The following is a 20,577-nucleotide window of genomic DNA, read 5'->3' as shown; positions in this document are numbered from 1 at the left end:
GGTGCACCCCTATGGGGCAATCACGGCAAGCTTCGCGGTGAGATCGGCTCCGATCTTTCCGATCCGCGGCTCGTCAACGATCTGGAGGTGATCACCCGGAATATGTATAACCTCGAGGTTCGGAATGTATTCATCCCAACCACCATTGGGCAAGCGGTCCGCATAGCGCGGCTCCAGTTCGATCATGCCGTCGTGGTAGCGATCCGCGAGGTACAGCACCACATCGCCGTCGTAGTGACTCGGCTTGGTCTTGGCCAAATGGCGGCCCTCGATCCATGAGGTGCGCTGATGTTCCAGCACACCGCCCGGAATCTTGGCGCCGCTGATCTTGATCAGGTCGGACACCATCTTGAACTGGTCTTCGTCCGAAGCCGCGGCGAGTTCTTCCAGCTGCTCCTGCGGGAGCTCGCCTTCCACTCCGTAGGTCTTCTTGGCGAAGGCCTGGTAGCGCTGGATGCGGCGGACCCGCTCCTGCGGACTGTTGTCCTCACCCTCGGTGGGAATGGCCAGGTCGATCAGACCGACGATGCGCACATCGGCGCCCTCTTCGCGCAGCAGCTGCGCCACCTGCAGCGCGAAGACCGCGCCGAGCGACCAGCCGTACAGCACGTACGGACCGTCGCCCTGGATCTTGCGGAGTTCGGGCAGGTACTGGCGCGCTCGCTGGACGATATCGCCCTCGACACGCTCGAAGCCGTACATCGGGGTATCGGCCGGGAGCCGCTTCAGGAGCGGTTCGTAGACCAGCGTATTGCCGCCCGACGGATGGAACACGAAGACCGGTACGGCATTCGAGCCGTCCGGACGCGCCCGCAGCGGGCGGACAAAACCGTCGACTTCGGCGCCCTTGTCTTGTAATTCGCGCACGATGTCGGCGAGCTGCTCGATGGTCTCGCAGTCGAGCACATCATCGACGGTCACCTCGGCCTTGACCCGCTCGGTGAGTCGGGCCGCCAACTTCTCGGCGACCTCCTCCTCCAGGATCGGCAGGGTATTGAAAATGCCGCCCGCCGACTTACCGGTGACGATCGCCCAAGTCGCGAAGGTCAACCGCTCGGCGGCATCACGCGGCGGCACATCGTCCTCATCGGCCGCGGCTGGCTGACCACCGAAGATCCCGGCGGCAGCAACGGCCTCGGCCCCGCCGACCGCGGTGGTGTCCTCGGTATCCAGCGCGCGTTCGATCGCGGCTTCGGCGGCCTCGGCGGCAGCGGCCTGCTCCGGAGTAGCCGCGGCAGGAGCAGCGGTACCGGCGGCGGCACCGGTGATACCGGCAGCCGTCTCCGCCTCGACAACGATCTTCTCGGCCTCCGCCTGCACCGAGGTGTTCTCCGCATCCAGCGAAACCCCTTCGGCGCCAGCGGCATTCGCCACCACAGCCGCCGGATCCTCACCTACTGCGACCGCTGCACGCGCCGCCGCGATGAAGCCGCCGTCGACCGCGATCTCCTCACCGGCCGCCTGCTTATCGGCGATGGCCTGCACCTCGTCGCGGTGCTCGATGGCATAGCGCAGCACCTTGCCGACCTCGGTCAGGTTGGCATCGCGCACGGCCTGGATCTGCAGCTGCGGAATATCGAATTCGTATTCGACCCGGTTCTTGATCCGCATGGCCATCAGCGAATCCAGACCGAGCTCCATCAGCGGGATCTCCATCGGCAGATCCTCGACCGCATAACCCATCGACTCGGCGACGATCAGCGCCAGCCGCTCCTCCAGGGTCTGGGAGCCCGCCGGATCCCAACGCTCACCGAAGGTTTCGACGACCTCGAGATCGGCATCCCCGGCGGTCGCGACGTCGGTCCCCGGAACCGCGGCCGCGACAACGGGTTCGGGCAGCGGCGCACCCGAGGCGACGACCGCCTCGAACAGCAATGAGAAGCTCGCGCCCTCGCGCGCATGCACCTGCACCGACGCACCACCGAGGTGCGGGATAAGCGTGGTGGTCAGCGTTCCGGTGCTCGGCAGCACCGCGTGCGGGACCGACGCGCCCAACGACACGTCGCTGAGTACCTGTGCCGCAGCGGTTTTCACCAGCATCGCGAGATCGGTGACGGCCGAGGCCTGCACCTCCCACACATGCCGACCGTCCGGCAGTGCGACATGCGCACCGGGCACCCGGGCATTGCCGCTGCCACCGGCCATCTTCGCCTTCGGCCAGTACTGCTTGCGCAGGAACGCGGTGCGCGGAATATCGGCGTAGTCACCCGCGGGCAGCAGCGATGCCAGATCGACGCGATGCCCGTGCACGTAAAGCTGTGCGAGCGCGGAGATTACGCCCGCCGACTCGTCTTCCTTGCGCTTGAGCGTCGGGATGAGCTGCGCGTCGTGCACGCCAGCCGCGAAGGTCGTGCCCAGAACCTGCATCAGCGCAACGGAATTCGGCGCCAACTCCAGGAAGGTGGTGTGGCCGGTGTCCACCGCGAGCTTCACCGCATTGGTGAAGTACACCGAGTGGCGCATGTTCTTGACCCAGTAGTCCTCGTCGTGCACCGGATCGCTGCCGGGCCGGTAGAACTGTTCCTTGTTGACGGTCGAGTACAGACCCGCCGTCAACTTGGTCGGCTCGATACCGGCCAGCTCCGCCGCCAACTCGCCGAGCAGCGGATCCATCTGCGAGGTATGTCCGGCACCGCGGGTCTGCAGCACGCGCGCGAATTTGCCCGCCTGCTCGACCTTTGCCACGATCGCCGCGACCTGGTCCTGCGGACCACCGATCACGGTATTGGTCGGCGCCGCGTACACCGCGCATTCGACATCCGGGTAGTCGACCAGCATCGCCTCGATATCGGCGGCACTCAGCTCGACCAGCGCCATATTGCGCACGTCGTCATCGCTGATCATCGCCTCGCCCTCGCCCATCAGGCGCGAGCGGGCGCAGATCACGCGCACCGCGTCCTCGAGCACGAGACCACCCGAGATATAGGCCCCGGCCACCTCACCCATCGAATGACCGACCACCGCATCGGGTTGCGCGCCGTGCGCGCGCAGCAGTGCGGCCAGACCGATCTGAATGGTGAAGATGCCGACCTGCGAGGTGCCGACGTTGTAATCCTGGGCGTCGTCCAGGATCATCTCGCGCACCGAGTATCCGGCTTCGTCCTGCACCAGCTCGTCGACCTCGTCGACGGCCTTGCGGAAGATCGAATTCTCCAGGTAGAGCTGCTTACCCATCTTGCGGTGCTGCGCGCCGAATCCGGACAGCACCCAGACCGGGCCATTGGCCGCGGGCGCGTCCGCGGTGAACACACCGGCGCCCGGCTTACCCGCCGCGATGGCGCGCAGACCGGCGACGGCCTCCTCGTGCGTCTTGGCCAGCACCACACCGCGCGAGCGCGCGTGGCTGCGCTTGGCGGTGGACCGGGCCACATCCGCGAGCGGCACATCGCGCCCCGCGTCGGATTCCAGCCAGTCGGCCAGATCCGCGGCGGCACGGCGACGGCGCGACGGCAGATACGCCGAAACAGCGATGATCACCGGCAGCGGCTCGGCCCGGTCGATCGACCATTCCACCTCGGCCACAGCGGCTTCCGCGGCCTCGACGATTTCGGTGGCTTCCTCGATCACATCGGTCGACTCTTCGTCGACATCCGCGGCAACCGGCTCGGCGGCTACCTGCGCCGCGGTGGGCACATACTCCTGCAGGACGAGGTGCGCATTGGTACCACCGAAACCGAAGCCGGAAACGCCGACCGTCGCGGTGCCGCTGTAGCGCGGGAACTCCGTCGGCTCCGCGACAACCTGCAAATGCGCCTGGTCGAACGGGATATACGGATTCGGCCCCGCGAAGTTGATGCTCGGCGGCAGCACATTGTGCTGGAACGCCATGACCACCTTGGCCAGACTGGCCGCACCCGCGCCGGACTCCAGGTGACCGAAGTTGGACTTGGCCGAACCGAGCAGGGCGGGCTTATCGTCCGCACGACCGCGGCCGACCACCCGGGCCAGCGCGTCCGCCTCGATCGGGTCACCGAGCAGGGTGCCGGTGCCGTGCGCTTCGATGTAGTCGACCAGCGACGGCGCGATACCCGCATCGCGGTAGGCCCGGCGCAGCACCTCGGCCTGGGCGTCCGGATTGGGCGCGAGCAGACCATTGGACCGGCCGTCATTGTTGACCGCGGAACCCTTGATCACCGCGTAGATCTTGTCGCCGTCGCGTTCGGCGTCGGCGAGCCGCTTGAGCACGACCAAGCCACCGCCCTCGGAGCGGACCATACCGTCGGCATCGGCGGAGAACGCCTTGATCCGACCGTTTTTGGCGACAGCGCCATTGCGGTCGAAGCCGAGCGTCGCCATCGGCGAGAGCAGCATGTTCACGCCACCGGCCAGCGCCAGATTCGAATCGCCGTCGCGCAGCGAGCGCACCGCCTGGTGCACCGCGACCATCGTGGACGAGCAGGCGGTATCGATCGCGACCGAGGGGCCGCGGAAATCGAAGAAGTAGGACACCCGATTGGGGATGATGCTGGAAACGCTGCCCATGATGGCGTACGCGTCGGCCGAGGCGGGCACATCCGCATCCGGATTAGCCAGTCCGAGCGCGGCGATCAGCTGGAATTCATTACTGGACGAGCCGATGAACACACCGACCGATTCACCCTTGAGCTCACTCGCCGGAATCCTGGCATGCTCCAACGCTTCCCAGGTCAACTCCATCGCCAGGCGCTGCTGCGGATCGACCCGCTCGACCTCGACCGGCGACATCGCGAAGAACTCGGCGTCGAAGCCCTTGACGACCTCCTGATCGAGGTAACCGCCCAGCGTATTGCCCTCGGCGACCGCCTCGGCGACCGCGGGTTCGCTGGTGAACTCGTCCCACCGGCCCTCCGGCAGCTCCCGGATCGCGTCACCGCGGCTGATCAGGAATTCCCAGGTCGACTCGGGGGTGTCCCCCGCGCCCGGCAGCCGGGTAGACAGGCCGACGATCGCGATATCGTGCGCCTCGCCCGGCTGATACCCGGCGGTGTAGAACGAATCGTCGGCAGATTCCTGCGGCAACTCCGGCTCACCATTGATGACGACCTCGGCCAGCGACGCGATGGTCGGATGCTGATAGACGATCGTCGCCGTCAGCACCACACCGGTCAGCTCTTCGATATCACCGCCGAGCGCGATGGCATCGCGTGAGGCCAGCCCGAACTCCTCCATCGGCCGGTCCACGGTGATCTGCTCGATCGGTTGACCAGTCGCGTCGGCGACCCAGCGCCGCAGCCACTCCCGCAGCTCGGCGACCGACATATCGGTCGTCGCGGCGGATTTATCGACCGCGTCCGCATCGGCGGGCACGATCTCGGTCGTCTGGTCGGGCGTGCCCTCGTTGTCAGCCATCAGTTCCTCAAGCTACCTGTCTGCGTACCGGGCACGCCGTGAATCGACGCCTGACGTGCGCAACCACGCCGAGCGTCGATATTCGGGTCGAGCCACCCTCGGGCAATTACTCTTCCGGTGCATCGGGGAAGGCCTGCTGGGTGTAACCACCCCGCAGCGTTCCCTCCAGATAAGCAGTCTTGCAGGCGCGTCGAGCGATCTTGCCGCTGGAGGTCCGTGGAATCGAACCGGCGGGGACCAAGAGCACGTCGCGCACGGTCACACCGTGGCGCTGGGAGATCGCCGCGCGGACCGCGTCGGCGATCGGCAGCGGATCGGCCTTACCGGCGCCCGGTCCGCGCTCGGCCACGATGACGAGCTGCTCGGAGGCATCGTCGGCATCGAAGCTCAGGCCGGAATGGCTGCCCTGTTCGAACACCTCGGCGGGCAGCTGGTTCGCGGGCACCGAGAACGCGGCGACGAAACCGGGGCGCAGCGCCTTGGAAGCCTCCTGCGCGGAGAACTCCAAGTCCTGCGGGTAGTGGTTGCGGCCGTCGACGATCACGAGGTCCTTCACCCGCCCCGTGATGTACAGCTCGCCCTCGAAGTACACGCCGTAGTCGCCGGTGCGCATCCAGTTGGCGTCGAGCGCGGTGCCCTCGGTGTGGCTGCCCTCGGACAGCCGGTGGGCGACCTTGTTGTGGAAGGTCGCCGCGGTCTCGTCCGGACGACCCCAGTAGCCGATGCCCATATTGTTGCCGTGCAGCCAGATCTCACCGACCTGACCGTCGGCCAGCTCATGCCCGCCGCCGTCGGAATCGACCGTCTCCGGATCGACGATGGCGGCCCACTGCGACAGCGCGACATAACCGCAGGAAACCTGCGCGATGGCATTCTCGGCGCCCTGCTCGACCCGGATCATGCGGCCCGCGTTGAGCTCGTTGCGATCGACGTAGACCACCTTGGCCTCGTCCTCGGCCTTGGTCGCGGAGACGAACAGCGTCGCCTCGGCCATGCCGTAGCAGGGCTTGATAGCGGTCTTGGGCAGGCCGTACGGAGCGAAGGCGTCGTTGAATTTCTTCATCGACGAGGTGGTCACCGGCTCGCTGCCGTTGATCAGGCCGATGACATTCGACAGGTCCAGCGACTCGCCGTTCTTCGGCAGACCACGCGCGGCGGCGTGCTCGAAGGCGAAGTTCGGTGCGGCGGCGAAGGTTCCGGCGCCGTCGTTGGCGGCGGCCAGTTCCTTGATCCAGCGGTACGGGCGGCGCACGAACGCGCTCGGCGACATGATGGTGATGTACTTGCCGCCGACCGCGGGCAGGATCACCGTCAGCAGACCCATGTCGTGGAACAGCGGCAGCCAGGTGACACCGCGCGAGTTCCAGTCCAGGTTGATCGCGTCGACCATCTGCAGCAGATTGGTGCCGACGGCCCGGTGGGTGATCTCGACACCGGCCGGAACGCGGGTGGATCCCGAGGTGTACTGCAGGTAGGCGATGTCATCGACGGCGACATCGGGACGCACCCAGCTCTCGCCGACGGCGTCCGGAATCGCGTCGACCGCGATGATGCGCGGACGCTGGGCGGCGGGCAGCGAGCGGAAGAACTGGCGCACACCGGCCGCGGAGGAGCTCGCGGTCAGAATGGCCGAGGGTTCGCAGTCGCCGAGCACCGCGTGCAGGCGGTCGGTGTGGCCGGGCTCGTCCGGGTCGAACAGCGGCACCGAGATGGTGCCCGCGTAGATCGCGGCGAAGAAGGAGATCACGTAATCCAGGCCCTGCGGGGCCAGGATCGCCACCCGGTCACCCGGGTTGGTCACCTGCTGCAGTCGAGCGGCCACCGCGCGCAGCCGAATACCGAACTCACGCCACGTCAGCTCCTGCGCCTCACCGTCGCGCTCGCGCGAGTAATCGATGTAGCGGTACGCGAGCGTGTTCGCGTCGTTGCGGGTGTGCTTCTCGACGTGGTCTACCAGGGTGTGATCATCGGGAATACGGATGTTCCCGGTCTCATCCAGGTAATCGTCGAAAGTCTCGTCCATTCCTTCATCTCCTCCGAGGCACACGCAGCAAGACGGCGACAACGCCGCTGTTACCTGTGAGGCCCCGACTCGCTATCGCCCGCGGGTGCTCTACATGCGAGAGCCAGCCTGCAGATTTTATTGCGGTCTGCGCGGTAGACCGCTATCGGCTAGATGTTCTCAAACCAGAGTCATGTTACAGAGAAGACCGGGTCACTCCCCCCGCAGCAGCGGAATAATCGGCGCGAACGCGTCCATCTGGGTGGGGAACACACCGACATAGGACATCGATGTGAGTTGCCGCACCTGACGGATCTGTTCGGCGATCTCCTCGAATGTGCCTATCGCCACATAGGGCGAGGCGAGGATTTCCTCGACCGACAGTTTCACGTCGACCTCGAGGTCCGGGTGCAGTCCGCGATCGATGGCCGACAGCGCCATCTCGGCGGTCTTCTCCCGGTCGTCGGTGATGACGATCGCGGTAATGGCCCAGTTCAGCTCGATATCGGCGAAACGCTCACCCGCGGCTTCCTTGATCAGGTTCACCTTCTCGATGGTCTTTTCCAAGGTGATCCCGGAAAGCAGTCCCTTGCCGTTCTTGGTGGTGACCGGCACGACCGAAATGATATCGGCGTGCTTGGCGGCCAAGCGCAGCATCTTCGGACCGCCGCCGCCGGTGCAGATCGGCGGGCGCGGACCCTGCCGCGGCCGTGGCGTTCCCTTGACACCGTGCACCTGGTAGTACTTGCCCTCGAAGGTGCACTCCTGGCCACGCAGCAGCACATCGAGGATGCTCAGGGTCTCGTCCAACTTCGCGAGGCGCACGCCCGGCGATTCGTACGGCAGACCCGCGGCGACGAATTCGTCCTGCTTCCAGCCCGCGCCGATGCCGACCTCGAGGCGGCCCTTGGACAGCACATCGATGGTGGCCAGATCCTTGGCCAGCACCACCGGATGCCGGAAACCATTGGCCAGTACCGAGGTTCCCAACCGGATCCGCTCGGTGGCCTGGGTCAGCGCACCGAGCGCGGCGATCGGGCCGATCTGGTCACCGAGGTGATCGGGCACGACGAAGGTGTCGAAGCCGTATTCCTCGGCCGTCTGCGCGGTCTGGACGAACTTCCTGGCCCCGCCCTCTTGCTTATTTCCCTCGCCCGCGGCCGCGAAGCGGAAGGGCCGCAGCGGAGTACCCAGCGCGGTCAACTCAGCATCCGCGTCACGGCTCGCCGTGGTGGCCGGTGCGGCTTCTGTCATGAACTCATGCTCCTGGCTGTAAGGAAATGTGGGCGCGGCGCCCGGCCACATCGTGCCCACGCTTCTGGGGGCTCGAGGGCCGGCGTCGCGATCATCAGGCGCACTTTACAGCGTCGTGGTGTGTGGTTGCCCAGCTTGCGTCACTAGCACCGCGATCAGGCGGGTTTCATGTGACCGGTCACCAAGGCGACAACCGATTTCGTGCGCATGTGGGTGGTTCGCCGGGCACGCCCAGCGGCTCACCCGGGGCCAGCGATCGGCCGGTCGAGGTTCCCACGACCGGCAAAAGTCCGCCGAGGCGGTCAACCATGCGCCGGGTGTGGCGCTGCCTCGATCAAACCGTTGGCCCAGTTCACTGTCCACTGTGTCGCAGTGGTGCCGTCGCCGTCCACCACGTAACCGTTGTAGAGGCTGTGCACCGGGTTGCCCACGGCGCGAACCAGGGTCAGCACGCTGCCGACGATGTTCAGGGGACTCAACGCATCGCGCGGCGAATCGCAGATCAGATCACCCGGCGCGCAGATGGTGTAGGTCCGATCGGCGAGCGAGCCGAAACCACCCGCCCTGGCGCCGGTCATCGTGATCCCGGGCACCTTCAATCCGTTGAGCGCGATCTCGGCGCCGACTCCCGTGGGCGCGGTGCCGATCTGGATGGCCTGGCCCGGTCCGTTGTCACCGGTGCGGCGGCCGTCGGCGATCAGCATGACGCCGAGCACCTTGTCCGCGGGTACCGGCCCCTTGCCCGCGCCGATCTGGTTGGCGATATCGCCCGCGATCACCGCGCCCTGGGAGAACCCGGCGAGCACATAGCTGGTCAGCGGACAGTCGCGGTACCGATTCGACATCGCGTCGAGCGCACGCTGCCAGCCCTCGGAGCGGCTGTTGTTATAGGACTGCTGACCGTCCGGCGGAATCGCGATCGGATTGGAGAATTGCGCGACGTACGGAACGGTGTAGACATCCAGTCGACCCTCCGGGAACTGCTGCGACACCGGCCCGGAGATGTTGAGCATCAACGAGATCGGATTGGCCGTCGGATTGTGCGGATCGTCGTTGCTATTCGATTCCCAGGTACCGGGTATCGAAATCATCTGCACATCGGGACACCAGGCGGGCTGGGAGGTCGGTGGTGGCGGCGGCGGCTTCGGGCCGGGCTTCGGCTTGCGCAGTGGACCGGCGAGCACGAACCACAGCAGCAGCGCGATGACGAGGACGAGCACCACCAGACCGATGAAGAGCAGACATCCCGCCGGTTTTCTGGACCGGCGGGAGGCCGAACCGGGACGCGCACTCACTGGCAGTACGTCGCCTTAGCCGTATCGATGTAGATCCGTCCGGCCTTGTCCACCGGCATCTTCGCCGGATCGAAGGACGGATCCGATCCGGCCATCGCCGAGACGAAGGTCATCAGATCCTGATCGGAGGCATTCGCCGCGACACCCTGGCAGACGTAGGAGCCGATGCTCAGCGCGATATCCGGGGTGGACGGGGTAATGCCCGCGGCCTTGAGCGCGTCGAGGAACTTCTTGTCCTTATCGGTGAGCTTCGAGGTGTCCTCGGGGACGGCATTGGTCGGCACGGGCTGCGGACGCTCCGGCGTCGCCGTGTCGGTGGTCGTCTCCGGGGCCTGCGACGGCTGACCGGTCGCACTGGCGCTGGTCGAGGCGGAGGTCGGTGCCGCCGCCGTCGTGGTGTGGGACAGCGTCGGCGTACTCGTGGCCGTCGAATCGTTATTGCCACAGGCGGCGAGCAAGCCGGTAGCGGCGATCCCCACGACTACGCCGATAACCTTTCCGCGGGTCCGATGCATGAATTCGTGTCCTCGATCTGTTCGCTAAGGGGTCGGGTCGCCACCCAGGCTAGAGGAAAGCCAACCATAGGTGCAGTCGGTCAGCAAACAGACCGGTTGGCATCAAATGCCGTGCACCTCGGGTTTGCCATCGCGCACGGTTATGAATCCGGTCTGGAAATTCTGCTGGGTGCCGCCGGGAATGGCGAATTCGTCACTCGTCGGATACCCGAGCCTGCCGTTCTCATAGCCGAGCACCGACCACATATCCATGATCGGCCCCGAACGCACCGGCCACGCACCCGAGAGCGGGCTCCAGTAGATATTGCCGCCCTCGAACTTGCTGTAGCGGCCGAAATCCTTGCTCGGGGCCTCGTCGGCGGTAGGGAAACCGAGTTGACTGTTCTCATAACCCAATTCGGCGTATTTGCCGAGGATCATCCCCTGCACATGATGCACGCCGGTCTTCGCGCTGTAGTAGAACGGGCCGTTTTCGAAGGACTGGACCATACCGTCCTTACCGGGGGCCTTGGTCTCCGGTCCGGTGGGATATCCGGCCGGGCCGCGCTCGAAGCCCTGCCTGCCCCATTCGTCGAGAATCGCGCCGCGCACCACCTGCGCGCCGGTCCGCGGCGTCCAGTAGAGCAAGCCGTTCTGGAAGGCCTGCATGCGTCCGCGGCCATCCGGCAGGCCGCGTTCGTCATCGGCGGGCAGGCCGAGCGAACCGCTCGGGCCGAGCGCGGCCTGGTAGCCACCGCCGATCATGCCCCCGACCGGGTGCGCGCCGTCGGCCTGCGAATAGAAGACCCGGCCGCCCTTGAAGTCCTGTGCGATACCGCCCGGCACCTGGTACTCAGCGGTGAGGCATTCGCCGAGCCAGCCGTTACCACTGGCCAGCGCGGCGATCGCGCCACCGGTCTGACACGCCGGCTTGTTCGGATCGGCGCCGAGCGCGGCGGCGGCCTGCGGCCAGGACTGGCGCATTTCGAAATCCCAGTACGGCCACGAATGTGTGCCGGAGGGACGGTAATTCACCTGGGCGGGGATGGATAGCTTGGCGAGTTTGGTGACGAAGTTCTGCGAGGTCAGCCTGGATAGGATCTCCAACCCCATGCCCGCGTAATTGGTGCTGACCCCGGGAATGCCACTGGCCTGGTCGAACGGTCCGATCGAGCCGTTACCGCTGGAGATATACAGACTGACGCCCTTGAGCCTGTCCGCCAGCGCATACGGGTCATGGCTCTCCCACTCCGGACCGCCCGGCGGACCCCACATGGCGGCGGAATCGAATCCACCCGCATCGTGCATGGCGTACTGGATCGCCTGCGGCATGCCGAGAGTGGTCGTGGTCAGCACACCGGAGTACGACGCGGCGTATTTCGCGAAGTTCGGATTGCGCCCGGCCAGGAACATCGCGGCCGTGCCGCCCATCGAAATGCCTTCCATGCCACGCACATCCGTGGTCCGCCACTGACTCTCGAGCAGCGGCGGAAGTTCCTTGGTCAGGAAGGTTTCCCACTTGTAGTTGCGACCGTTGTCCGGCTGCAGCCAGTCGGAATAGAAGCTGGACTGACCGCCGACCGGCAGCACCACCGTGACGTTCTTATCGGCGTAGAAATCCACCGCACCGGCGTCGTGGGTCCAGCCGCTCTCCTCATCGGTGGCGCGCAGACCGTCGAGCATGAACAGCGCCGGAAACCTGGCGTCCGGGTGCGTGTTCCAATCCCGGGCCAGTAGCAGCTGCACCTGGATGGGTGTGGCCATCGATGGCGAATTGATCCACAGCGCGACCCGCCGATCGGTCAGCCACACCACCCGCTGCACCGTCGCACCGATGGCCGGGACGGCAGCGGGCTGGGCGTTTGCCGGCGGGGTCGCCGGGGAAATACCGGATGCGAGTGGGATGACGATGGCGGTGGCGAGCATCGCGACCCGGCTGCGGGTCACACGTCCGATACGCCGCCCGCGCCGCCCCCAGCTGCCGAATACAAGTGCTGCCACAAGTGTTTCCTACCCCGGTTGCGGCGCGGTTGCGGGTAAGACACGCGGACAGGCTTATCCGCCCGGCAAACGCGAACGGCGCCGCCCGCTTCCGTTCGGAAGCAGACGGCGCCGTTGGGCGCGTCTATACCCTTAGCTCACCAACCGCCGGTGGCGTCGAGGATGCCGTTGTGGGCGTTCCACAGCTCACTCTCCCAGTACTTCCACGAGTGGGTACCCGAGGCCGGGAAGTCGAACGTTGCCGGAATGCCGAGCGAAGACAGGCGAGCCTGGAACGCACGGGTGTTCACCAGCGACAGCGCCTCCAGCGCCATACCGTTGGCGGTGTTGAAGTAGCCGACGGCCGAGTTCGGGTTGTCGTACTGCCCCGGCAGACCGCTGGCCGCCGAGATGTACATCGGCAGACCACGCAGCTGCGGTGCGAACACGAACGGGTCCATCCGCAGCCACTGCGAGCTCCACGGCGCGGCCATCGAGTCGACGTTGAAGCGGCCCGCGTCCAGCATCGCGATCCGGATCGCCTCACGCATACCCGGCGCGGAGATGTTCAGATAGCCGGAGAAGGACGCGGCGTACTTGAACTGATCGCGGTGGTAGGCGGCCAGCGCCAGCGCGGCCGAGCCGCCCATCGAGAGGCCGACAACCGCGTTGTTGGTGCGCGATACTCCGTAGCCCTCGAGGAAGGCGGGGAGTTCCTTGGTCAGGAAGGTTTCCCACTTGTAGGTGGTCTTCTGGCCGTTGGTGTTGCTCGGCGCGTACCAGTCGGCGTAGAAGCTCGACTGACCGCCGACCGGCATGATCAGCGAGATGTTGTCGTTGCCGAACTGCTGGAGGGCGTTCGTCTCGAACGACCAGGCATTTCGGTCGTCACGAGCACGCAGACCATCGAGCAGGTAGAGCGCCGCGTTACCGCCGCGCGCCGCCCACTGCACCTGGACCTTGATCGGCCCCATCTGCGACGGGACCATCAGATCCTCGAAGCCGCCCGACGGCGTCCGCAGCGCGGGGCCGTGCATCGGCGCGGCCAAGGCAACGGTCGGGCCCGTCACGCCTGCGGCGATCGGTAGCGCCAACGCCGCGGCACCGACAGCCAGAATTCGATTCCGCCAACCACGAGGCGTGCCTCGCCGTCCCGACTTGGTTCTCTTCGGCGCGGCCGCCCTGCCGAAACGCATGAATCCTGCTCTCTTTCTGCTGTTGTGGTGTCGCCCGTAGCCCTTGCGGGCCGGGCGACACCCGTGCTGCCAACGAGACGCGCGTCACAGGCGAACCGGTACCCGACATTCCGGCACTAGCAACGGCGCTACAACGATCTGGTCACACTTGCGCTCGCTGGAGGTTATTCGACGTGCGAAGCCTTAGCAAGACCGGGGTATTCGAGTGACCGAATTCCGCCCGTTCACAAGCTGTGATCGTGCGGTGACCCTATCGCGTTCGGCCGGAGATGTCGTGTCGGAACGGGAATTTCGGACAAAGATTAGGGGGTCACTAGGGAGTGGCGAATCCGGCCCTGGCGATAGGCCGCGAGTGCCAGCGCCGCGCAGCTGCCCGTGGACGGCCGTATGGGTTGAAGCCGAGCCGGTCACGCGGTGCCCGCGCAGATTCCGGGGCGTTCCCGAGCGTAGGTGCTCCGCTGGCCGCTGGAATTGCTCGGTGCTGTCCGAATACAAGCTGGGCCGCCCGCCGACCGGCATGACAATGCGAGCTCCACTCCGACTGCCGCAGCCACCCACCGGCAACTATTCCGCGAGCCCGCATCGTGCGACCTTTCGCCCGTGCGAGCACCCTTGCTCACAACTGTCGCGCATGAAGATCAACACTCGGCACAGCCGCTTCCCGCGCACGGGTCTCGGCGTTATCCCGTTTTATTGGCAATCTTTCGAACCGCATCCGAACGAAAAGCGCCGCTATGCCGGACCGTGATGAAACCGGAGAATTGTCGCGGCGGACTCCGACCATGAACCGGAACCGGGACATACCGCGCCGAAACACTTTTCCAGCGACCACCCAGCCAACACTGTGATAAACCGGACAAACAAACGGACCGCCTGGCGTCCAGGCGGTCCGTTCGATGCGAAAAACTAACCGATGTTGGCGGACAGATCGGGGAGCATCCGGACGGCCTCGTCGGTCCAGTTGTTCCAGGCATGTATGCCATAGGCCGGGAAATCGTAGACGGCATTGCCGCCACCCAGCGTCGCCATGCGCACCTGGAATGCCCGAGTGTTGGCCAACGCCAATGCTTCCAGCCCCATGCCGTTGAGCGTGTTGATACTCGGGCCGTCCTGCGCGGTCGGCAAACCGCTCGCCGCGGCGATCCACAGCCTGGTGCCGTTGCGGACCAGATTGGGTGCGAAGACGAACGGATCCATGCGCAGCCACTGCGGGCCCCACGGTGGCGCCATCGCGTCCACGTTGTAGCCGCCCGCGTCGAGCATGGCCATTCGGATGGCCTCGCGCATACCGGGCGCGGAGATGTTCAGGTAGCCGGAGTACGCACCGGCGAAGCTGAACTGGTCCGGATGGTAGGCCGAGAGCGTCAGCGCGGCGCTGCCACCCATGGACAGCCCGAACACGCCGTTGCGATTCGGGTTGAAGCCCAACCGATCCCGCAGCGCGTTGCGCAGGTCGCTGGTGAGGAAGGTTTCCCACTGGTACCGGTAGCTCTTGCCCGGGCCGCCCGCGAACGCGGTCGAACCGTTGCCCGCCGCGACGCCGAAGAACTCGCTCGGCGCATTCCAGTCGGCGTAGAAGCTCGACATACCGCCGACCGGCATGACCACGTTGATATTCCAGCTCGCCAGCAGCTGGGGTACATCGGTCTCGATCTCCCAGCCGCTCAACGTCTCTGGGGCACGCATGCCGTCCAGTACGTAGACGACGCGATTGGTATTGCCGTCGGCGGCGCGCAGCACCCGGGACTTGATCGGGCCCATGGCCGAGTCGACCCAGAAGTCGAAGGCCGCCGGGTTGAAGCCGGCCGATGCGGTGGCGCCGCTGCCCGCCACGGAGATCCCGAGCGGCAACAGCATGGCCGTCGCCACGCCGAATACCAATTTCTTCGCCCAGCGCCCCGAGGTGGATCCCGGGTTCCGACGCGGGGGCCTACGTTTCCAGCGCACACTTCGCATTCGACTCGACCTTTCATCCGGACGGCCAGTCAGCAAACTGCAAGCAACTTCAACTGGCCCCCTCATCGGGCATAAAGTCGCAGCGTCCTACGAAAACCGGACGTTTCGACCTCTATGCATGTTCTCCGTACATCAATCGCCAGCGAATGCTTCCATGTTGCTGGAAAGTGATCCACCCCACAACTATCGAAGGCATCCAGCAGCTGATTCGTTGTCAACGGGGGTTTCGGACGGATGCGAGCAAACAAAAAACCGCCTGGCGTGCGAACACGCCAGGCGGTTTCGGGACGGTCCTGGTTTTACCCGATGTTGGCGGAGAGATCCGGGATCATGCGGTAGACCTCGGATTCCCAGTTGTGCCAGTTGTGGATGCCGACGGACGGGAAGCTATAGGTGACATTCTGCGCACCGAGGGTCGCCATCCGAACCTGGAAGGCCCGGGTGTTGACCAGTGCGAGCGCCTCCAGCGGCGTGCCCTGGATGACATCGATCGGCGAACTCGCGTCGGCCGGACCGGGCAGTGCGCTACCGGCGGCGACCCAGAGCCTGGTGTTGTTCCGGATCAGCTGCGGCGCGAAGACGAACGGGTCCATGCGCAGCCACTGCGGGCCCCACGGCGGCGCCATCGCGTCGATGTTGTAGCCGCCCGCGCTGATCATCGCGACGCGCAGCGCCTCGCGCATACCCGGCGCGGAGATGTTCAGGTAGCCGGAGTACGAACCGGCATAGACGAACTGGTCCGGGTGGTAGGCCGAGAGCGTCAGCGCGGCGCTGCCACCCATGGACAGACCGAAGACGCCGTTGCGGGTCGGGCTGAAGCCGAGGCGATCACGCAGGGCATTGCGCAGATCGCTGGTCAGGAAGGTCTCCCACTTGTAGGTGTTCGACTTGCCGAGGGTCTCGTTCCAACCCGAGGAGCCGGTCATCGCGGACCCGGAGGACGAACCGTTGGCCGAGCCCGACGAGCCGGTGCTCAGGCCGAGGAAGTTACCCGGCGCGTTCCAGTCCGCATAGAAGCTGGACGGGCCGCCGACCGGCATGACCACATTGATATTCCACTTGGTCAGCTCACGGGCGACCTCGGTATCGATCTCCCAGCCGCTCAGGTCACCGCGGGCCCGCATACCGTCCAGCGCGTAGACCACGCGCCCGGTATTGCCGTCCGCGGCGCGGAAGATCCGCGACTTGATCGGACCCATGCTGGAGTCGACCCAAAAATCGAAGCCGTCCGGGTTGAACGCAGCCGACGCGGAACCCGCCGGACCTGCTACTGACACCCCGAGCGGCAGCAAGATAGCCAGCGACATCAGCACCGACCGCTTGAGCCACGAACCGGCTCTACGGGTTTTCAGACGTCCATTCTGCGTCCTTCGCCCGATCACGCCTCGCATCTGGTTTTCGGCCTTTCGTTATGCGGTCGAACTTCGACCGCGTCTCTACGTTGACCACTGGATGGGCCCATGTCGAATCGGACGCCCCGACGGGCGTTCCCACGTACCATATCGCTTCATCGATGCGGTGACGTTATCAAAAAGAGATAAAGCGATATGCGCCACGTTTATTTGCCCTGGTCAGTGAAAGAAATGGGGCCCACGGAGACCCATGGGCCCAGTGTGACTGGAGGTGCATCTCACCTTTGCGGTTGCGGGTACGGATCCACCAGCCCGCACCGCTCGATCTCGTACTTCGGCACGCGATCGATCCGGTATTTCGCGAAATGCAGTGCGTGGATCAGGTTGTGCTTGAAGCGACCCCAAGTGAGCGGATCGCGGTAGGAGATGTTCAATGCCACGGTCTCCGGGCAACTCATGGCGGTCCGAGCCTGGGTGACCCACTTCTCGTCCATGTACCAGGGCATCCACGGGTGCCGATCGACCATGCCGGTATCCACCACGACCCAATCCGGATACAGGCTCTTGTCGTGGCCGATCCGGCCGTCGGTGAGCCGGTCGGTGTGCGCGGCGAGCGGATAGGCCAAGCCCATCTGGTCGATGACGCGCACGTCCAGCGGGACGTTCATGCTGGTCATGCCGAGGTTCAGGAAGTAGACGGTATGTCCGGCGCCGCCATCGGGAATCGGCTGTGGCGGCGGTGCGACGTACCAGAACATGAACGACGGCGAGTTCAGCAGCAGACCACCGTCGGGGGTTTCGGCGATGTTGTTCACCATGGCACGCACGCGCGGGTAGTCCAGGTAGTCCTCGGCCAGGATCGGGTGGTCGTGGCCGGTATTGAGGACGTAGTAGACGCGCTCGTCGACTATGCCGGACGCGCTGATCTTGGTGCCGGACTTGATGGCGGTGGTGTCGGCCGCGAACAGCGCCCAGCCCGCGGTGCCGAGCAGCGCCAGCGTTATCACCGCGAAGGACCAGTCCTTGGCGGTCGCGGCGCGCAGACCGCCCCGCTCGAAGGAGGCAAAAGGCACTCGGATCGGTGCGACGGCGACCGGCAGCAGCAGGCAGAACAGCTGCGGCAGGAGCATCCGGCCGTGCATGAAGTCACCGCCGACGCGCACCGCGTAGATCGTGAGGACCAATCCGCTGCCGAGCATGAGCGCGACCACCGCGCTCGGCGAGTGCAGCCATTCGCGGACCCGGCGCACGGTCCAGCCCCGCTCGTCGGTTTCCTTCTCGGCACGCGCCGAGCGGCCCGCGACAACGCCGAGGACCAACAGCACCAGCAGCGGGACCCACAGGTAGTACGGACCGACCAGGTCCCAGAGATATTTGAAGCCCTGACCCCACTTGGCTCCGCCCGCGTCCTTGGCGACCGCGGTATTCGGATAGGGCAGGCCGTAGTAGCCCATCCGCCAGACCTGGTAGCACATCGGCACCAGGCCGGCGGCGGCAACGATCAAGCCGCGCAACAGGATCGGACGCAACCTGGACTGCGGCATCGGGGCCAGGAAGATCATCAGCAGCGCCAGCGCGCCGACCAGTGTCATCTCCGGACGGATCAGCGGTGCGAGTCCGGCGAGGAATACCAGCCCGAACAGCGCGGGCAGCTTCACCCGCTCGGTCTGACTCCAGCGCATCAGCTGCCACCACAGCAGACCCAGCCAGCAGATGACCAGACCGCTCTCCAGACCGGAGGTGGCGTAGTCACGGGCGGGCGGCAAGGCGATGTAGACGAATACGCCCGCGGGCAGCAGCAGTGCCGATTTGGTGCCGCCCCACAGCCGCGCTGCGCCGAGCATGGCGAAGACGATCGCCAGCATCGACACCGTCAGCGCGACCCCGAGTACGACGTACTCCAGCCTGGCCCTGGTGAGCCAGCTGAAGAACCACACCAGATAGGTCCATGCGGTACTGGTATTGGTCTCGACGCGCTCGCCCTCGTTGAAGACCGGCCCGTTGCCCGCCAACAGATTTCGCACCGTGCGCAGCACGATGAGGCCGTCATCGGCGATCCAGCGTCGCTGCCAGGCGCCAACCGAGAATAGGACGACACTGAGTGCGATCCCACCGACGAAGGTGGCTCGGGATAGCCTGGCGAACCGCAAGGCCGAACGAGCCGGCCCTTCGGCCGGCTCCTTCGTTACTTGTTCTGTTCGCTCCACTCCCTCTACCAGCAGTTCATCAGGTGAGATAGACAGCGACACCTACCGCTCCGATCCAGGCGATTGCGAGGAACTGGAGGATGCGATCCCCCAGCGCGATCTCTTCGGGTTCACCGGCCTCGCCGCCATCGACGTCGACCGCGTAACGCAGGATTGCGATGGTAAACGGCATCATCGAGATTGCGAACCAATTGGTGTGCTTGAGGCTGTCCTGTTGGAACGCCCACAGCCCGTAGAACACCACCACCGCGGTCGCGGCGAGAGTCCAGATGAAGCGCAGGTATGTCGGTGTGTAGTACTCCAGCGACTTGCGGATCTTCGCGCCGGTGCTCAGCGCGATCTGCAGTTCGGCGTAGCGCTTACCCGCGGCCATGAACAGCGAGCCGAACGCCATGATCAGCAGGAACCATTGCGACAGGTCGATACTCGCGGCCGCGCCACCGGCCACCGCGCGCAGCAGGAAGCCGGAGGACACGATGCAGATGTCCAGCACCGCTTGGTGCTTGAGGCCGAAGCAGTAGGCCAGCTGGACGCCGATGTAGACGGTCATCACCACGGCCAGATGCCAGGAGGCCAGGAACGATCCGGCGATCGAGCCGAGCAGCAGCGCCGTCGAGAGCAGGTAGGCCAAATTCACCGGGACGACGCCGGCGGCGATCGGGCGGTACCGCTTGGTCGGATGCGCCCGGTCGGCTTCCACGTCGAGCGCGTCGTTGACCAGGTAGATGCCCGAGGCCGCCATGCAGAAGACGACGAAGGCGAGCCCGACGTGCCCGAGCACGGCCAAGTCGGTGGCCGTGTCGGGACCTGCTGCCAGCGGCGCGGCGAGCACCAGCACGTTCTTGACCCACTGACGCGGGCGGACCGCCTTGAACAGCCCGCCGACCAGTGTCTTGGGTGGGCCCTTGACTACTGCTTCGGCTAGGTCCGTGCTGGTCGGCTCTTCACTCATGTCAACGAAGGTCTTTTCTTGTGCGGTCACTATCGAGTCTCTTTTCGGCGGCAAGCACAACAGCGGCGGACGCGGCACCGAGCGCGGAACCGGCGAGCACGTCGGAGGGATAGTGCACCCCGAGCACAACCCGGGAGAGCAACATCGGTGGGACGAGCACCGCAGGCAAGGGTAGCCCGGTCAGTCTGCCGAGCAACACCGCCGCTGCCGTGGTCGAGGTCGCGTGCGAGGACGGGAAGCTCAGCTTGCTCGGCGTCGAGACGTTGACCTGCACCGATGGATCATTGGGGCGCGGGCGCCGAACAATGCGCTTGATCACGATCGATGCCGCGTGCGCACCGACCGCGCCGACCGCGACCCCGGCCCACTGCCGACGCCGCGGTTTGTCGACGAGCCAGCCCGCGGCCGCGATGCCGATCCAGCCGAGCGCGTGCTCACCGAAATGCGACATGCCGCGCGCGGCCTTGATCACCTCTGGCTTGGTGCCGATGGTCGCCTGGACCGCGTTGATGATCTTGACCTCGGGTGGCTGCGGCGCCGACGGCACCGCGGATACCGGGC

At 65.7% G+C, this 20,577-nt stretch carries 12 protein-coding genes; all 12 read right to left on the bottom strand.

What is annotated here, in order from left to right:
- Positions 1-9: 9 nt before the first annotated feature.
- On the bottom strand, positions 10-5,328 hold the full coding sequence (gene pks13 / locus ACQP1T_RS01165) for a polyketide synthase Pks13 (RefSeq protein ID WP_433758090.1): 5,319 nt from the start codon (positions 5,326-5,328) through the stop codon (positions 10-12).
- A gap of 106 nt (positions 5,329-5,434) precedes the next feature.
- A complete protein-coding gene (gene fadD32, locus ACQP1T_RS01160; protein WP_433758089.1) occupies positions 5,435-7,351 on the bottom strand; it encodes a long-chain-fatty-acid--AMP ligase FadD32 in 1,917 nt (638 codons plus the stop codon).
- A 192-nt stretch (positions 7,352-7,543) separates the two neighbouring features.
- Entirely contained in the window at positions 7,544-8,584 is a 1,041-nt protein-coding gene (locus ACQP1T_RS01155; protein ID WP_062981316.1) for an LLM class F420-dependent oxidoreductase, read from the bottom strand.
- A gap of 302 nt (positions 8,585-8,886) precedes the next feature.
- Positions 8,887-9,879 (bottom strand): cutinase family protein, encoded by a 993-nt coding sequence (locus tag ACQP1T_RS01150; protein WP_433758088.1) that lies wholly within the window; start codon positions 9,877-9,879, stop codon positions 8,887-8,889.
- The gene (locus ACQP1T_RS01145; RefSeq protein WP_433758087.1) at positions 9,876-10,394 is read right to left on the bottom strand and encodes a DUF732 domain-containing protein; all 519 of its coding nucleotides are present in this window, start codon (positions 10,392-10,394) and stop codon (positions 9,876-9,878) included. Before ACQP1T_RS01145 ends, ACQP1T_RS01150 begins: the two co-directional genes overlap by 4 nt.
- A gap of 102 nt (positions 10,395-10,496) precedes the next feature.
- A complete protein-coding gene (locus ACQP1T_RS01140) occupies positions 10,497-12,299 on the bottom strand; it encodes an alpha/beta hydrolase-fold protein (protein ID WP_433762561.1) in 1,803 nt (600 codons plus the stop codon).
- A gap of 212 nt (positions 12,300-12,511) precedes the next feature.
- Positions 12,512-13,549 (bottom strand): alpha/beta hydrolase, encoded by a 1,038-nt coding sequence (locus ACQP1T_RS01135; RefSeq protein WP_433758086.1) that lies wholly within the window; start codon positions 13,547-13,549, stop codon positions 12,512-12,514.
- Between the two features lie 906 nt (positions 13,550-14,455).
- Positions 14,456-15,406 carry an alpha/beta hydrolase gene (locus ACQP1T_RS01130; RefSeq protein ID WP_062981319.1) on the bottom strand — a complete coding sequence of 317 codons (951 nt, stop codon included), beginning with the start codon at positions 15,404-15,406 and terminating at the stop codon, positions 14,456-14,458.
- Positions 15,407-15,804: 398 nt separating this feature from the next.
- Positions 15,805-16,896 carry an alpha/beta hydrolase gene (locus ACQP1T_RS01125; protein WP_433758085.1) on the bottom strand — a complete coding sequence of 364 codons (1,092 nt, stop codon included), beginning with the start codon at positions 16,894-16,896 and terminating at the stop codon, positions 15,805-15,807.
- 239 nt (positions 16,897-17,135) lie between these two features.
- On the bottom strand, positions 17,136-19,076 hold the full coding sequence (zomB, locus tag ACQP1T_RS01120; RefSeq protein ID WP_433762559.1) for a flagellar motor control protein ZomB: 1,941 nt from the start codon (positions 19,074-19,076) through the stop codon (positions 17,136-17,138).
- 7 nt (positions 19,077-19,083) lie between these two features.
- A complete protein-coding gene (locus ACQP1T_RS01115) occupies positions 19,084-20,016 on the bottom strand; it encodes a decaprenyl-phosphate phosphoribosyltransferase (RefSeq protein WP_433758084.1) in 933 nt (310 codons plus the stop codon).
- A gap of 1 nt (position 20,017) precedes the next feature.
- Positions 20,018-20,563 (bottom strand): phosphatase PAP2 family protein, encoded by a 546-nt coding sequence (locus ACQP1T_RS01110; RefSeq protein WP_397044159.1) that lies wholly within the window; start codon positions 20,561-20,563, stop codon positions 20,018-20,020.
- Between the last annotated feature and the right edge of the window lie 14 nt (positions 20,564-20,577).

This window comes from Nocardia sp. CA-135398 (assembly GCF_050955845.1).
In the GTDB taxonomy this organism is placed as follows: Bacteria; Actinomycetota; Actinomycetes; order Mycobacteriales; family Mycobacteriaceae; genus Nocardia.
Note: the sequence above shows the minus strand (reverse complement) of the source record. Positions and strands in the feature narration are given on the sequence as shown.

Excerpts from the sequence above, each read along its gene's own strand:
- pks13 (WP_433758090.1), bottom strand. The coding sequence starts at position 5,328 with ATGGCTGACAACGAGGGCACGCCCGACCAGACGACCGAGATCGTGCCC.
- fadD32 (WP_433758089.1), bottom strand. The coding sequence starts at position 7,351 with ATGGACGAGACTTTCGACGATTACCTGGATGAGACCGGGAACATCCGT.
- ACQP1T_RS01155 (WP_062981316.1), bottom strand. The coding sequence starts at position 8,584 with ATGACAGAAGCCGCACCGGCCACCACGGCGAGCCGTGACGCGGATGCT.
- ACQP1T_RS01145 (WP_433758087.1), bottom strand. The coding sequence starts at position 10,394 with ATGCATCGGACCCGCGGAAAGGTTATCGGCGTAGTCGTGGGGATCGCC.
- ACQP1T_RS01140 (WP_433762561.1), bottom strand. The coding sequence starts at position 12,299 with ATGCTCGCCACCGCCATCGTCATCCCACTCGCATCCGGTATTTCCCCG.
- ACQP1T_RS01135 (WP_433758086.1), bottom strand. The coding sequence starts at position 13,549 with ATGCGTTTCGGCAGGGCGGCCGCGCCGAAGAGAACCAAGTCGGGACGG.
- ACQP1T_RS01130 (WP_062981319.1), bottom strand. The coding sequence starts at position 15,406 with ATGCTGTTGCCGCTCGGGATCTCCGTGGCGGGCAGCGGCGCCACCGCA.
- ACQP1T_RS01125 (WP_433758085.1), bottom strand. The coding sequence starts at position 16,896 with ATGCGAGGCGTGATCGGGCGAAGGACGCAGAATGGACGTCTGAAAACC.
- ACQP1T_RS01115 (WP_433758084.1), bottom strand. The coding sequence starts at position 20,016 with ATGAGTGAAGAGCCGACCAGCACGGACCTAGCCGAAGCAGTAGTCAAG.